Annotated in this window: 14 protein-coding genes; 6 read left to right on the top strand and 8 right to left on the bottom strand. The window is 59.6% G+C overall.

Going from position 1 to position 13,782, the window contains the following annotated elements; genetic code table 11:
* Positions 1-12: 12 nt before the first annotated feature.
* The 7 genes from KJB29_RS13145 to KJB29_RS13115 form a co-directional block, all read right to left on the bottom strand.
* Positions 13-1,224, bottom strand: coding sequence for a putative nucleotidyltransferase substrate binding domain-containing protein (locus tag KJB29_RS13145; protein ID WP_215734941.1), 1,212 nt, complete (start codon positions 1,222-1,224; stop codon positions 13-15).
* A gap of 84 nt (positions 1,225-1,308) precedes the next feature.
* Positions 1,309-3,273 (bottom strand): solute symporter family protein, encoded by a 1,965-nt coding sequence (locus tag KJB29_RS13140; protein WP_215734940.1) that lies wholly within the window; start codon positions 3,271-3,273, stop codon positions 1,309-1,311.
* 15 nt (positions 3,274-3,288) lie between these two features.
* Positions 3,289-3,597 (bottom strand): DUF485 domain-containing protein, encoded by a 309-nt coding sequence (locus KJB29_RS13135; protein WP_119332152.1) that lies wholly within the window; start codon positions 3,595-3,597, stop codon positions 3,289-3,291.
* 523 nt (positions 3,598-4,120) lie between these two features.
* Positions 4,121-6,100, bottom strand: a complete 1,980-nt coding sequence (locus KJB29_RS13130; RefSeq protein ID WP_215734939.1) for a solute symporter family protein — start codon at positions 6,098-6,100, stop codon at positions 4,121-4,123.
* A gap of 15 nt (positions 6,101-6,115) precedes the next feature.
* A complete protein-coding gene (locus tag KJB29_RS13125) occupies positions 6,116-6,424 on the bottom strand; it encodes a DUF485 domain-containing protein (protein ID WP_214184962.1) in 309 nt (102 codons plus the stop codon).
* Between the two features lie 133 nt (positions 6,425-6,557).
* Positions 6,558-7,325 carry an IclR family transcriptional regulator gene (locus tag KJB29_RS13120; protein ID WP_215734938.1) on the bottom strand — a complete coding sequence of 256 codons (768 nt, stop codon included), beginning with the start codon at positions 7,323-7,325 and terminating at the stop codon, positions 6,558-6,560.
* Between the two features lie 361 nt (positions 7,326-7,686).
* Positions 7,687-8,085: a hypothetical protein gene (locus tag KJB29_RS13115; protein ID WP_215734937.1), complete on the bottom strand. Its 399-nt coding sequence runs from the start codon at positions 8,083-8,085 to the stop codon at positions 7,687-7,689.
* 151 nt (positions 8,086-8,236) lie between these two features.
* Here KJB29_RS13115 and KJB29_RS13110 point away from each other — a divergent pair, with 151 nt between their 5' ends.
* The 6 genes from KJB29_RS13110 (at position 8,237) to KJB29_RS13085 (ending at position 13,059) form a co-directional block, all read left to right on the top strand.
* Positions 8,237-8,980 carry a YebC/PmpR family DNA-binding transcriptional regulator gene (locus tag KJB29_RS13110; protein WP_215734936.1) on the top strand — a complete coding sequence of 248 codons (744 nt, stop codon included), beginning with the start codon at positions 8,237-8,239 and terminating at the stop codon, positions 8,978-8,980.
* Between the two features lie 78 nt (positions 8,981-9,058).
* Positions 9,059-9,553, top strand: coding sequence for a crossover junction endodeoxyribonuclease RuvC (gene ruvC, locus KJB29_RS13105; protein ID WP_215734935.1), 495 nt, complete (start codon positions 9,059-9,061; stop codon positions 9,551-9,553).
* A complete protein-coding gene (gene ruvA, locus KJB29_RS13100) occupies positions 9,550-10,149 on the top strand; it encodes a Holliday junction branch migration protein RuvA (protein ID WP_215734934.1) in 600 nt (199 codons plus the stop codon). Before ruvC ends, ruvA begins: the two co-directional genes overlap by 4 nt.
* A 45-nt stretch (positions 10,150-10,194) precedes the next feature.
* The gene (ruvB, locus tag KJB29_RS13095; RefSeq protein WP_215734933.1) at positions 10,195-11,211 is read left to right on the top strand and encodes a Holliday junction branch migration DNA helicase RuvB; all 1,017 of its coding nucleotides are present in this window, start codon (positions 10,195-10,197) and stop codon (positions 11,209-11,211) included.
* A 10-nt stretch (positions 11,212-11,221) separates the two neighbouring features.
* The gene (locus tag KJB29_RS13090; protein ID WP_215734932.1) at positions 11,222-11,947 is read left to right on the top strand and encodes a DnaA/Hda family protein; all 726 of its coding nucleotides are present in this window, start codon (positions 11,222-11,224) and stop codon (positions 11,945-11,947) included.
* 326 nt (positions 11,948-12,273) lie between these two features.
* The gene (locus tag KJB29_RS13085; RefSeq protein WP_215734931.1) at positions 12,274-13,059 is read left to right on the top strand and encodes a choice-of-anchor N protein; all 786 of its coding nucleotides are present in this window, start codon (positions 12,274-12,276) and stop codon (positions 13,057-13,059) included.
* Between the two features lie 140 nt (positions 13,060-13,199).
* On the opposite strand, the gene KJB29_RS13080 is transcribed toward KJB29_RS13085, so the two are convergent.
* Positions 13,200-13,782 (bottom strand): Ig-like domain-containing protein (locus tag KJB29_RS13080; protein WP_246561385.1); only part of this gene is annotated, 583 nt, incomplete at its 5' end.

Below are 13,782 nucleotides of genomic sequence, written 5' to 3'. Positions count from 1 at the left end.
CAGTGACAGAAGTTACATAATCGAAAAATTCGTATGAATAGTGCGCTGGAGATCCTCTATCTTGATGAGGGCCTGTTTGATCTGTTCCCGCTCGTCGGCGGGGAGAGTGTAGGGGTTCAGGTAGTAGGAGCTTTTGTTGATCCCCTTGATAACCTTGATTTGGAGTAGGATCCGGTGCCGGGTCAGGATGGTGTAGGCGTCCACCAGCCCCTGTGCGAAGGATGCCGAGAAGCTCCCCTCTTTCTGGAGCAGCTCGATGCGCCGCACGGTGTTCGTGGCCGGTATTCCCTGGTTGATGGCGAGAATCCGAACGTTCATGACCAGCGGTGCCCAGGCAAGCAGCTTCAGGTTGAACTCTCCCTTGTGCTCCCCTGAACCCTCGGTCCAGAGCCGGTTAAGGAAGCCGAGGGCCAGCTTCATCTCCGTGGCTGCCTTGGCCATCCCCCAGAGCACCTGGAAGTAGTCCTGCTCCAGTCCCCGGATGAGTCCCACCAGGTCGTTGGCCAGCTCCTTGTCCCCCGCCACGTGGCGGGCGTCGGAGAGGACGATCAGATCCATGAGGTTCTTGGCGTAATCCTCGTACTCGTAGCGGACGATGGCCAGGAGCTTTTTCTTCCATTGGCCGTAGGAGCCCCGCCAGGTGGGGTTCGACGGCATGATGTCGCCGGTGCATTTTTTGAACCCCATCTCCGCCATCCGCTCCACCAGAGTCTCCGAAAACTCCCTGAACCACTGGTCGGCAGCCTCGCCGCCGCCGTCGCCGTAGACGATCAGGTAGTCCTGGTCGGTGATGAGGGTCTGCTCCTCCCGGCCGTCGCTCCCCATGCTGCAGAGGGCGTAGGAGCGCGGAGGGCTTCCCTTGCCGCCTGCTGCCATTTCCTGCTCCACCAGTTCCAGCGCCCGCCCCGCCAGGACGTCCCGGTATTCCGTGCATGAGGCGTGGAGGGCGGCCACCGACTGGATCTTGAGAAACCGTTCCAGTTCCAGCCCATTCAATTCGTCGTGGATTTCCCGCAGCGCACCGTAGTCGGTTTCCCCCTTCACCCGGGCCATGAGCTCCCGCCGCCGTCCCGCTATCTGCCCCGTAAGGGCGATTTCCTGGTTGATCTCGTCCTTGAGGCGGTTGAGGATCAGCGGGATTTCGTCCTGTTCCAGGACCCGGACGAATGCGTTAATCCGGGCCATGGTTTCGGCTACGGCTGTCTGGATGATGTCGTTATGCATGCGGATCCTCGCGCGGGATAAAAAAAGGGGAAAGCAACGCTTTCCCCAATACTAGCATAAAATGTACCGAACTATAAAGCCGTTCTAGTGGTCGACCGCCTTGGCGATGCCGATGCCAGTATTCTGGCGCACGTACAGCTCGTCGAACATCTCCTCGGCGCGGCGGCTCGGGAAGGCAAGGGCGGCGATGATCGCCACGATGAAGCCGAGGGGGATGGATACCACGCCCGGGTTCTTCAGGGTAAAGAGCGGCTTATCGAGGCCGAGGATCGACGTGCCGTCCTTGTTCTTCTCGTAGTCAACCTTGGCCTTGTCCAGCTCCTTCATCTCCTTCTGGGTGAGGACGGAGCCTTCGGCCTGCTTCTTCTCCATGGCCACGACCACCTTCTGGGCGTCGGCGGCCACCTTCTTTGGATAGGTCATGTTGGGGGAGACCATCACCAGGGAGATGGCGACAACGGTGCCGGTCACCAGGCCCGCCACGACGCCGGCGGTGTTGAACTTCTTCCAGAAGAGGGAGAGGACGACGACCGGCAGGTTGCCCGAGGCGGCCACGGCAAAGGCCAGGGCCACCAGGTGGGCGACGTTCTGCTTCTCGGCGGCGATGCCGATCACGATGCCGCAGGCGCCCACCACGAAGGAGGTGATCCGCGCGGCTTTCACCTGCTCATGCTGGTCGGCATGACCCCCTTTGATCACGTTCACGTAGATGTCGTGGGCGATGGCGGCGGAGGCAGCCAGGACGAGACCCGACACGACGGCGAGGATGGTGGCGAAGGCAACGGCGCAGAGGAAGGCCAGGAGCAGGTCGCCCAGGAACGGATGGATGTCGCCCCCCATCTTCTGGGCGAGCATCATGGCGGCCATGTTGCCACCCTTATCCACGTTCATGATGGATTGCGGAGTCACGTGGATGGCGGCGCCGAAGCCGAGGAGCGTGGTCAGGATGTAGAATAGGCCGATGATGAACATGGCCACGATAACGGACTTGCGGGCAGCCTGGGCTGTGGGGACGGTGAAGAAGCGCATGAGGATGTGGGGCATGCCGGCGGTACCGAGCACGAGGGCCATGCCGAGGGAGATCTGGTCGAGCGGGTTCTTGAGGAAGAGCCCCGGCTCAAGGAACCGCTGCCCGTAGTCGAAACCGGCCACGGCCACGGGGTCCTTCAGGACCACCTTCTGGACATGCTCGATGACGTTGGGGCTGGTGGCGATGTCGTTGAAGAACTGGAACGGGTTCATGCCTGACTTGAGGCCCACGAGAACGGAGAGAAGCGCGGCGCCGGTCATGAGGAGGCCGGCCTTGATGATCTGGACCCAGGTGGTGGCGGTCATGCCGCCGAAGACCACGTAGCCCACCATGAGGATGCCGACGCCGATGACGGCGGTCTTGTAGGGGATGCCGATGAGGAGCTGCATGAGCTTCCCTGCGCCGACCATCTGGGCGGTCAGGTAGAAGGTGGAGACGGCCACGGTTGAAATGGCCGCCACGGCCCGGACCGACTTGGGCTCGGTACGGAAGGAGAGGATATCCCCGAGGGTGAACTTGCCGGCGTTCCGGCACGGCTCGGCCACGATCAGGAGCACCGTGATGTAGGCCACGAGCCAACCGACAGAGTACATGAAGCCGTCATAGCCATAGAGGGAGATGATGCCGGAAATTCCCAGAAAGGAGGCGGCCGACATGTAGTCGCCGGCGATGGCCCAGCCATTCTGGGTGCCGGTAATGCCGCCGCCGGCGGTGTAGAAGTCGGCGGCCGATTTGGTCTGCTTGGCCGACCAGACGACAACGCACATGGTGGCGCCGATGATCATCAGGAAGATCGGGATGGTGACCATCGGGTTGGCCTTGAGTTCCTTCTTCTCGGCCGGAGCCACGGCAACGGCGGCCTTTGCCGCCACGGGCGCGGCGGGGGCGGTGGCGGTCGCCTGGGCAGGGGCGGCAACAGTCTGCGCCTCGGCAGCAACGGGAGCCTTGGCCGGCTCGGCGGCATAGGCGAATGTGCCCATGGACAGGGCAAGTGTGAAAGCTGCGATCAGTTTTTTCATTGTCTTCCTTCCTCCTTACTTCAGCTCATCCACCAGCTCGCGGGTGAGCCGGTCGAAGTCTTTGTTGGCCACATGGGCGTAGTACATGGCGATTCCCCAGGAAACGAAGAACTGGGAGAGGGCGAAGAGGTAGCCGAAGTTGATCCGTCCCAGGATCTTGATCTTGAAGAGGCCGGGGGCATACGCCGCGCCGATGGGGAGGAGGAAGTAGAAGACGGTGGAAAATACCCACCATCCAACGAGAAACGTAGTTTTCTTGCGGTGGAGCTCCACGAACTTGGGGTTCTTGGCGATGGCGCTCCAGTTGTACTGTTTTTCAGCCATGATTTTGTTACTCCTTTCGAAATGCACTCCATTGGAAGCTTGTGACGGGCAGCGTCCCACCCCTCAAAAGCCTGAATAAAACAAGATCTGCCGGTCCTCCTTTCGTTGAGTGTTCGTCGTTATTGAAAAGCACATGCAATTCGATGAGTTATCGTGCGGCATCGAGAGACGTAGCTGCTGCGCCATAACGATATTTTAATTCACAAATGAGCGCTAAAATATAACGGTTGTATATTTGTTTGCAAGGAGTTTTTTGTTTGGTCGGGAGTTTTGTGTAACATGTTGAAATGTGGACACTAAAATTGGATAAACAATGAACTTGTTGTCTATTTTGTGTTGGTCTTGGTGCGTCTAGGGGCTCAGCATGAAATATAACGAACGTTTGATATTGAGGGCTTTGCTGTACAAGCGGTTTGATGTTTTGTGTGTGGGGGCCGGGGGGCTGGGAGAATGGCGTGAAACGAAAAAAGGGGGAAGGTTTCCCTTCCCCCGATTGCAACTCTGATTCTGTGCGTCGTGTATTCTAGTGGTCGATGGCCTTGGCCATGCCGATGCCAGTGTTCTGGCGGACGTAGATCTCGTCGAACATCTCCTCGGAGCGGCGGCTCGGGAAGGCGAGGCAGCCGATGATGGCGGCGATGAAGCCGAGCGGGATGGAGACGATGCCCGGGTTCTTCAGGTTGAAGAGCGGTGCGTCGAGACCCATCAATGACTTACCGTCCTTGTTCTTCGCGTAGTCGGCCTTGGCCTTGTCGAGGTCCTTCATCTGTTTTTCGGTCAGGACGGCACCTTCAGCCTGTTTCTTCTCGAGGGTGGTTACCACTTTCTGGGCGTCCGCGGCAACCTTTTTGGGGTAGGTCATGTTGGGGGAGACCATGACCAGGGCGATGGAGGCGACGGTGCCGACCACGAGGCCTGAGATGACGCCGGCGGTGTTGAACTTCCGCCAGAAGAGGGACATGACGACGACCGGCAGGTTGCCCGAGGAGGCAACGGCGAAGGCCAGGGCCACCAGGTGGGCGACGTTGGCCTTCTCGGCGGCGATACCGATCAGGATGCCGGCGGTGCCGACGCAGAGGGAGGTTATCCGGGCGGCCATGACCTGCTCGTGCTGGTCGGCGTGGCCGTCCTTGATGACGTTCACGTAGATGTCGTGGGCGATGGCGGCGGAGGCGGCCAGAACGAGACCCGAGACGACGGCGAGGATGGTGGCGAAGGCAACGGCGCAGAGGAAGGCCAGGAGCAGATCGCCCAGGAAGGGGGAGATGTCGCCACCGAGCTTCTGAGCGAGCATCATGGCGGCCATGTTGCCACCCTTGTCTACACCCATGATGGTTTGCGGGGTCACGTGGATGGCGGCGCCAAAGCCGAGGAGCGTGGTCAGGATGTAGAAGAAGCCGATGATGAACATGGCTACGATAACCGACTTGCGGGCGGCCTGGGCGGTCGGCACGGTGAAGAAGCGCATGAGGATGTGGGGCATGCCGGCGGTGCCGAGCACGAGAGCCATCCCGAGGGAGATCTGGTCAAGGGGGTTCTTGAGGAAGAGCCCCGGCTCCAGGAAGCGCTGTCCGTAGTCAAAGCCGGCCACGGCGATGGGGTCCTTCAGGACCGTCTTCTGGACATGCTCGATGATGTTGGGGTTGGTGGCGATGTCGTTGAAGAACTGGAACGGGTTCATGCCGGCCTTGATACCCACAAGGACGGAGAGGAGCGCGGCGCCGGTCATGAGGAGACCCGCCTTGATGATCTGGACCCAGGTGGTGGCGGTCATGCCGCCGAAGACAACGTAGCCGACCATGAGGATGCCGACGCCGATGATGGCGAACTTGTAGGGAATGCCGATGAGGAGTTGCATGAGCTTCCCGGCACCGACCATCTGGGCGGTCAGGTAGAAGGTGGAGACGGCAACAGTGGAGAGGGCAGCCACGGCCCGGACCTTCTTGGGCTCGGTGCGAAACGAGAGGATGTCCCCCAGGGTGTACTTGCCGGCGTTGCGGCACGGCTCGGCCACGATGAGGAGCACCGTGATGTAGGCCACGAGCCAGCCGACGGAGTACATGAAGCCGTCATAGCCGTAGAGGGAGATCAGGCCGGAAATCCCCAGGAAGGAAGCGGCCGACATGTAGTCGCCGGCGATGGCCCAGCCGTTCTGGGTGCCGGTGATGCCGCCGCCGGCGGTGTAGAAGTCAGCGGCCGACTTGGTCCGTTTGGCCGACCAGACGACAACGCACATGGTGACGGCAATGATGGCGAGGAAAATCGGGATGGTGACATACGGGTTGGCCTTGAGCTTCTTGCCCTCAGGGGCCGGGACGGCTACCTTGGCCGCGGTGGTGGCCGCCGCGGGCGCAGTGGCAGCCGGTGCCGGGGTGGTGGCTGCCGGAGCGGTTACGGCGGCCGGAGCGCCAGGGGCCGCCGGGGCCTTGGCAGGCTCCTCGGCAAAGGCGGCGAACGAGCCCAGGGAGAGGGCCAGAGTTATACCAGCAAGCAATTTTTTCATCTCAGTCCTCCTTCCTTATTTGAGCTCATCCACCAGCTCGCGGGTGAGCCGGTCGAAGTCTTTGTTGGCCACATGGGCGTAGTACATGGCGATCCCCCAGGAAACGAAGAACTGGGAGAGGGCGAAGAGGTAGCCGAAGTTGATCCGCCCCAGGATCTTGATCTTGAAGAGACCAGGTGCATATGCGGCACCGATCGGGAGGAGGAAGTAGAAGACGGTGGAGAATACCCACCATCCGACGAGAAACGTGGTTTTCTTGCGGTGGAGTTCGACGAACTTGGGATTCTTGGCGATGGCGCCCCAGTCGTACTGTCTTTCAGCCATGGTTTGTTACTCCTTTCTCCAAAATAATCACACATCCATGGAGCGGCGTCCCGCTCCGATTCTGTATCAACTTCCGTATCCGTCGTGTCTCCCCTCCTTTCGTCGAATAGTTGGTCCCGTTACTCCTCTGGTCCTAAAGCTTTGCGTAGCCGAACTTCAAGGAAAGCATCTCGGCTCCCTCCCGGAGGGAAGGGATGATCTCCTCCTCCAGCCGCGAGGCCATCAGTCTGAACGACGGCCCGAGCATGGTAAGGGCGCCGATTACCTTGCCGGCGTAATCCCGTACCGCCACGGCGACCGTGACGATCCCTTCGCCGAGCCCGTCGAAATCGACGGCGAAACCGCGCTCCCGAATCGCCGTCAGTTCAGTCTGGAGAAGTGCCGGATCAGGGGCACCGCCATTTCTCCGCTTCTTGAAGAATTTCTCCAGAAGGTCCGCCGACTCCAACGACTTGATGGCCTTGCCTGCCGCGTTGGTGAAGAAGGGGAAGCGCTTGCCGACCAGGGGAGCGGTTTTGATGGCCTGATCGCAGTCGACCATGTCGAGAAAGAGGACTTCCTCTCCCTTGAGGACCGCGATGTAGACCGCCTCGTCATGCTTGCGCGCCAGCTTCTCCATAACCGGGTGGGAATGCCGGATGAGACTCGTGCTGTTGAGGAGCCTCTGTGCCAACTCCACCGACGAAATCCCGAGGCGGTAGATGCCGCTAGCATCGTCACGCTCCACGAGCCCCTTGCTCTCGAGGGTTGCCAAAAGACGGAAAGCCTTGTTGCGGGAGAGATCGAGCCTCTCCGCAAGGTAGGGAAGGGTGGCGTGCCGGCTTTCCTCGGTGAGCGTCTCGAGAATATCCAGGGCCTTTTCGACGGTTTGTACCGCGTATGAACTCTTTTCCCTGGTCATCGTTGCCTTCCGTTAAGAATGGTGTGTGCAAGGCTGTTTTATAAACAATGTTATATCGTGTGATTATTTTTTAGCACGACGTTTTACTTGCGTCAACATCAATTTCAATAAAAAAATTAAATTTAGAAAAATAATACGTAAATTCAGTATGTTGAAAAAAGAAGTTACCATATATAGACGCAAGTGCGTCGTTTTGTTTGCTTTGTAGAACGTGGTTTATTGCCATGCCTGGGGTTGTTGGGTTGCGTTTGGTTGTGCTGTTGGTTCTATGGTGAGTGTAATGGGGTTTGAATGGATTTTAAGGGGCGAGAGGGATAAGGATAGGAAAAGATGGTAAGGGGGTGGGAAGAGGGGGAGGCGGTCAGTTGAATCTGATCGCTATCCCCTTTGCTTTGATGGATGTTGAGGGGAAGAAGAGGTACGACCCTTTTTTCGCTTGGACTTCGGGGAGGATGATGGCATCGGCCCCCAGTTTGGCGGCTTCGGTTCCCAGGGCGTCGTAGGCCCATTCATCCGCTTCATTCTTAAGGTCGTCGATGTGCCCCAGACGCTCACGGCTCACCTCGACGGTACCTAGTTTAGTATAGGGGCGGATGATCTCGTCCTGGGCGAGTACGGGAGGGAGTCTGTTCGGGTCCGGGGCGGTGGCGGGGGTGATGGTGGCGCAGGCGGCGGTGAGGAGGGCGGAGGCCGCCACGAGACGAACGAGTCTGGCGGTACGGGTGGAGGCGGAACCGTGAACAGTGGCGGGACGGGTCATGGGCGTACCTCGCGAGTCGTTGTGGGTGGGGCATTGTGCAGTCTGATTGCCCATTTTACATAAACTTTCAACCTTTACAACCAAGATTTTCCCATGCTACTATCTGCCGATTTCGGGCGCCGGCCCACAGTTTAGCAGAAGGAGCGGTCGCATGTCGGGACATAATAAATGGAGCACGATCAAGCACAAGAAGGGGGCCGCCGACGCCAAGCGGGGCAAGGTCTTCACCAAGATCATCAAGGAGATCACCGTGGCCGCCAAACTGGGTGGCGGCGATCCCAACGGAAACCCGCGTCTGCGCAGCGCCGTCGACAAGGCAAAGGGCGAGAACATGCCCAAGGACAACATCGAGCGGGCCATCAAGAAGGGGACCGGCGAGCTTGAGGGGGTCAACTACGAGGAGATCGTCTACGAGGGGTACGGCCCCGGCGGCGTGGCGGTCCTCGTGGAGTGTATGACCGACAACCGCAACCGGACCGTGGGTGATGTGCGGAGCACCTTTACGAAGTGCAACGGCAACATGGGTGAGACCGGCTGCGTCTCCTGGATGTTCGACAAGAAGGGGCTCATCGTCGTCAGCAAGGATGCCGATTTCGAGAAACTCTTCGAGGTGGCCCTGGAGGCTGGCGCCGAGGACGTGGCCGACGAGGAGGAGCAGTACGAGGTGTTGACCGACCCGTCCTCCTTCATCGAGGTGCGTGATGCCCTTGAGAAAGCCGGGTTCGCCCATGAGTCCGCCGAGATAACCATGATTCCCCAGACCATGGTGAAGCTGGACGGCAAGAATGCCGAGAACATGCTGAAGCTCATGGACCGGCTCGAGGACAACGACGACGTGCAGAACGTCTATGCGAACTTCGACATTTCGACAGAAGAAATGGAAAAGCTGATGTAGGGTTGGGAAGCTTGGCGGTAGTGTGGTACAAGGGGCGGGTCTCAGACCCGCCCTTCTTAAATTTCGGACAAGGCACCCATGAGAGTCCTCGGCATTGACCCCGGGTCGCGCATCACCGGCTACGGCATCATCGAAAAGGTCGGCAACCGCCTCGTCCATGTGGATAACGGCGCCATCTACACCGACAGCCACAAGGAGTTCGCGCTCCGCCTCCACAGGATATTCGAAGGACTCTGCCGGGTCATCGCGGAATACCGTCCCGACGCCATGGCCGTGGAGCAGGTGTTCCTCGCCCACAACGCCCAGAGCGCCCTGAAGCTGGGGCAGGCCCGGGGGGCCGCCATCGTGGCCGGGGTGAACGCGGGGCTCACGGTCAGCGAGTACACGGCCATGCAGGTCAAACAGGCGGTTGTCGGCTACGGCCATGCCCGCAAGGAGCAGGTGCAGCAGATGGTCAAGTCCCTCCTCAACCTCCCCGAGATCGCCCAGGCCGACGCCTCCGACGCATTGGCCGTGGCGGTCTGTCACGCCAACTCGGCCGGCATGAAAAACATCCTCCGGAGCATCAGATGATAGCCCGTCTCACCGGCATGCTCGCCCACAAGTCCCCCGACGCCATCATCATCGACGTGAACGGTGTCGGCTACCGGGTCCAGATCCCCTTTTCCACCTACTACGAGCTTCCCGATGAGGGGAAGCCGGTTTCCCTTTCCATTTACACCCACGTCAAGGAAGACGCCCTCAGCCTCTTCGGGTTCAGGACCGTGGCCGAGAAGGAGTTCTTCCAGGTTCTCATCTCCGTTTCCGGCATCGGCCCCAAGATGGCCCGGGACATCCTCTCCAACATCCAGCCAGACGAGCTGGCCGGAGCCATCCTCCAGGGGAATCTGGTCCGGCTCTCGTCGATTCCCGGCATCGGGAAGAAGACCGCCGAACGCCTCGTGCTGGAGCTGAAGGAGAAGGTGCGGAAGATGGACGTAGCTCCCTCGACAAAGGAGACGGCCCCCAGCGAGGCTCCCCCCGAAGTGGCCGATGACGTGGCTTCCGCCCTCGTAAACCTGGGCTACAAGGAGGCGGTGGTCCGAAAGGTGTTGGCGGACATGACCATCGAATCCGGCGCCTCCACCGAAGCGGTCCTCCGGCAGGCGTTGAAGATTCTGATGAAATAATCAAAGGGGAGCAATTCATTGCCTCCCTACAGCCGGACACCCGATATGGACCGAATGATAACCCCTGAAAAGACCGAAGACGACCTGATCGAATCGTCCCTGCGCCCCCGGGCGCTGGACGACTACATCGGCCAGGAGAAGGCCAAGGGAAACCTGCGGGTCTTCATCGATGCGGCTCGGAAGCGGAGCGAGGCCCTGGACCACGTCCTCCTCTATGGCCCGCCTGGGCTGGGAAAGACGACGCTGGCCAACATCATCGCCTGCGAAATGGGAGTGAACATCAAGTCCACCTCCGGCCCGGTCATCGAGCGCCCCGGCGACCTGGCGGCGATCCTCACCAACCTGGAGCCCCACGACGTCCTTTTCATCGACGAGATTCACCGTCTCTCCCATGTGGTGGAGGAGATCCTCTATCCGGCCATGGAGGACTACCAGCTCGACATCATTATCGGCCAGGGACCCAGCGCCCGGACCATCAAGCTGGATCTCCCGAAGTTCACCCTCGTTGGGGCCACCACGAGGGCCGGCCTCCTCTCCTCGCCCCTGCGGGATCGCTTCGGGGTCATCTCCCGGCTGGAGTTCTACACCGATGATGAGCTCACCACCATCGTCACTCGCTCCGCCCGCATCCTGAACATCGGCATCGAGCCGGAGGGTGCCCGGGAACTGGCCCGCCGGAGTCGCGGCACCCCCCGCATCGCCAACCGCCTCCTGCGCCGGGTGCGGGACTTCGCCCAGGTCAGGGCCGACGGTGTCATCACCGCAACCGTGGTGGACGAATCCTTGAAGCTGCTGGAGATCGACGAGAAGGGGTTTGACCATATGGACCGGACCATTATGCTCACCATTATCGACAAGTTCGGCGGCGGTCCCGTGGGGCTCGACACCATCGCCGCCGCCATCGGCGAGGAGCGGGACACCATCGAGGACGTCTACGAACCGTTCCTCATCCAGCACGGCTTCATCAACCGCACCCCCCGTGGACGGGTGGCGACCAGGGCGGCCTACGAGCACTTCGGCCGCATCGCACCGCCGTCATCGTCCCAGGGAAATCTTTTCTAGCGTCCGACCCATGCAACTTGTCTTCGACTTCCCCGTAAATCCGAAGTATTCCCTCGACAATTTTGTCATCTGCTCCGGCAACGAAACCGCCTACCGCTTTGTCCGGCGGCTCACGGACGAAGAGGGGGCGGAGAACCTCCTCTACCTCCACGGCCCCTCCGGGTCCGGAAAGACCCACCTTCTCATGGCGATTGGAGCACACTTCAGCGCACGGGCGGGACTCTCATCGGTTCCCTGCATCTCCTTCAAGGACGTGGACGAGGTATATGGCGGAGAATACCCGGTCGAGGCGGTGTCGAAGCTGGCCGAGCGGTTTCGCAACGCTCCGGCCCTCCTCGTGGACGACCTCCACCTCATCCCCGACCAGCAGGCGGTACGGGTCGAGCTCTGGCAACTCTTCAACGACTTCTACCAGGCCGGCCGCCCCATCGCCATCACCGGGCTCTACCCCCCAAAAGAACTTCCCTCCATTGACGACCACCTCATCTCCCGCCTCCTCTGGGGGCTCGTGGCCCGGGTCGACATCTCCGACGACGACTCCCGCCGTCTCATCATGAAAAAACTCGCCGATGACCGCCAGATTGTCCTCCCCGCCGACGTCATCGACTACCTCCTCCTCCACGTCCGCCGTGATGTTCCCTCCCTCATCGAGGCACTGGATGCCATCAGCCGGTATGCCCTGGCCGCCAAGCGGAAGGTTTCCGTACGGCTGGCCCGGGAGGCGCTGATACTTTAGACTCGGCGTTGTCTATGCAGTCCCTCCCGTAACAAATTTCTGAAATTCTGGTTAATAACGGACGCATGGTGAAGGAACTTGTTGGAATAATTTCCAATTGCTAGGATTATGTCGGTTTTCCATACGCATGGATAATCCCTGTAACATTCCGAAATTATTGGCTAGCGTGTCTTTACTCTGGGTTGACCTGTCGGTATTCTTTACGCATGCGATGGCCTGTTTAGGTAATTTTCAATAATTACAATAAGTTGCAAGTGGTATGGTGATTGCTTGCATTCCTCTTGAATACTATTTGAAGCCAACTTCTTCTGTATAGGGAGGTTTATATGAAAAAGTTACTTATGGCATCACTACTCGTTCTTGGTATGGCGGCATATGCGCAGGCTGTACCGGTCCTACAACTGGGAGCGCCGGGTGGTCCAGGTGAAGGCACCTATGCGGACTATCAGGCCAGCACGACTAACCCCACTGAAACCGATACAGCAATCACCACAGGCGGGACACTCTTTGTGGCGGGTGTTTATCAGAACAACAACGTTTTGAACCTCGGCGGGAAATTCAACAGTGGGCTTGATTGGTCGTCGTTTGACAGCCTGCCCTTGATTTTCAATGGGAAGGGCGCCATCCTGGTTGTTTCCGTGCCCGATGGTGACACCGGCACACTCACGATACCCGGCGCTACGTTTATCACATCTTCTCTAACAGACAGTTTCTTCCCGAATAATCATGCTCCCGTCCAGGCCAGTGTCGCCGATTTCCTTTTCTATGACATCGGCAACTTCTCCAAAATTGCCGGTGCCGTTCCTGATTTCGCTCTTGAAACGGGTGCTGCTGCTGGCCAGATCAAGACGTTTACCGGCATCACTGTTACCGGTTATGACTGGGTGCATTTCGATGTCATGGCCCTTGAGACAGTGGAGCAGGGCGGTGGTCAGAATGCAAGTATCGTAACCAACTGGGAAAACAATCCCGGCTCCCATGACGTGACGTGGAAGCCTGAGGATGACGGCGGAGGCGGCCAACAGGAGGTCGTTCCCGAGCCCGGTACGATCATGCTTCTCGGCACTGGCTTGATCGGCCTGGCACTCTATGGTCGGAGACGGGTGAAGTAACGCCACTGCATACAGTCAGCAATGGATGAAACGAAGGGGAGACGGCAGGCGCCGTTTCCCCTTCGTGCGTCTGGGAGGCAAATGAGAAAGGGGACGGCCAGTTGCCGTCCCCTTTATGCGGGATCGAGGAAGAAACGGTGCTACTTGTAGATAGTAATGGAGGTGGTTGCGGTGTTGCCGGTGGCATCGAAGGCCTTGGACAGTATGGTGTGGGCACCGGTAGTAATTTTTCGCGTATTCCAGCTGTAGGTCAGGCTGGTGATGCCGGTTTTGCTGGTTGCCAGCTTGCCATCGATGTAGAGCTCAATGCGGCTTACTCCCACATTGTCACTGGCGGCGATGGTAATGGTCGCACTGGTGCCAACCGTTGCGCCGTTGGCCGGGGAGGTGATGGCGACGGTCGGGGCGATGGTGTCGAGAGTGTTTGAAACCTTGACCGAAACAGCGCTCGATTTCCCCATATTCCCCGCGGCGTCATAGGCCACGGCCTCGAGGGAGTAGGAGCCGTCCGCCGTGGTGGTGGTGTCCCACGAGAAGGCGTAGGGGGCGGTGGTTGCCGTGGCGAAGGGGGCGCCGTTGATGCGGAGTTCCACCTTGGCCACGCCGACGTTATCGGAAGCCGCCACCGCCACCGACGCGTTCCCTCTGACGGTGCTGGAATTCGTGGGGGAGGTGATCGATGCGGTCGGGGCGGTGGCGTCGCTTACCGGCACCGCACTCTGG

Origin of the sequence: Geobacter grbiciae (genome assembly GCF_018531165.1) — a bacterium.
GTDB lineage: Bacteria > Desulfobacterota > Desulfuromonadia > Geobacterales > Geobacteraceae > Geobacter > Geobacter metallireducens.
Note: the sequence above shows the minus strand (reverse complement) of the source record. Positions and strands in the feature narration are given on the sequence as shown.

Coding starts and splice junctions, on each gene's coding strand:
- KJB29_RS13125 (WP_214184962.1), bottom strand. CDS start 6,424: ATGGCTGAAAGACAGTACGACTGGGGCGCCATCGCCAAGAATCCCAAG.
- ruvB (WP_215734933.1), top strand. CDS start 10,195: ATGGACCGAATGATAACCCCTGAAAAGACCGAAGACGACCTGATCGAA.
- KJB29_RS13145 (WP_215734941.1), bottom strand. CDS start 1,224: ATGCATAACGACATCATCCAGACAGCCGTAGCCGAAACCATGGCCCGG.
- KJB29_RS13090 (WP_215734932.1), top strand. CDS start 11,222: ATGCAACTTGTCTTCGACTTCCCCGTAAATCCGAAGTATTCCCTCGAC.
- ruvA (WP_215734934.1), top strand. CDS start 9,550: ATGATAGCCCGTCTCACCGGCATGCTCGCCCACAAGTCCCCCGACGCC.
- ruvC (WP_215734935.1), top strand. CDS start 9,059: ATGAGAGTCCTCGGCATTGACCCCGGGTCGCGCATCACCGGCTACGGC.
- KJB29_RS13085 (WP_215734931.1), top strand. CDS start 12,274: ATGAAAAAGTTACTTATGGCATCACTACTCGTTCTTGGTATGGCGGCA.
- KJB29_RS13140 (WP_215734940.1), bottom strand. CDS start 3,273: ATGAAAAAACTGATCGCAGCTTTCACACTTGCCCTGTCCATGGGCACA.
- KJB29_RS13120 (WP_215734938.1), bottom strand. CDS start 7,325: ATGACCAGGGAAAAGAGTTCATACGCGGTACAAACCGTCGAAAAGGCC.
- KJB29_RS13110 (WP_215734936.1), top strand. CDS start 8,237: ATGTCGGGACATAATAAATGGAGCACGATCAAGCACAAGAAGGGGGCC.
- KJB29_RS13135 (WP_119332152.1), bottom strand. CDS start 3,597: ATGGCTGAAAAACAGTACAACTGGAGCGCCATCGCCAAGAACCCCAAG.
- KJB29_RS13130 (WP_215734939.1), bottom strand. CDS start 6,100: ATGAAAAAATTGCTTGCTGGTATAACTCTGGCCCTCTCCCTGGGCTCG.
- KJB29_RS13115 (WP_215734937.1), bottom strand. CDS start 8,085: ATGACCCGTCCCGCCACTGTTCACGGTTCCGCCTCCACCCGTACCGCC.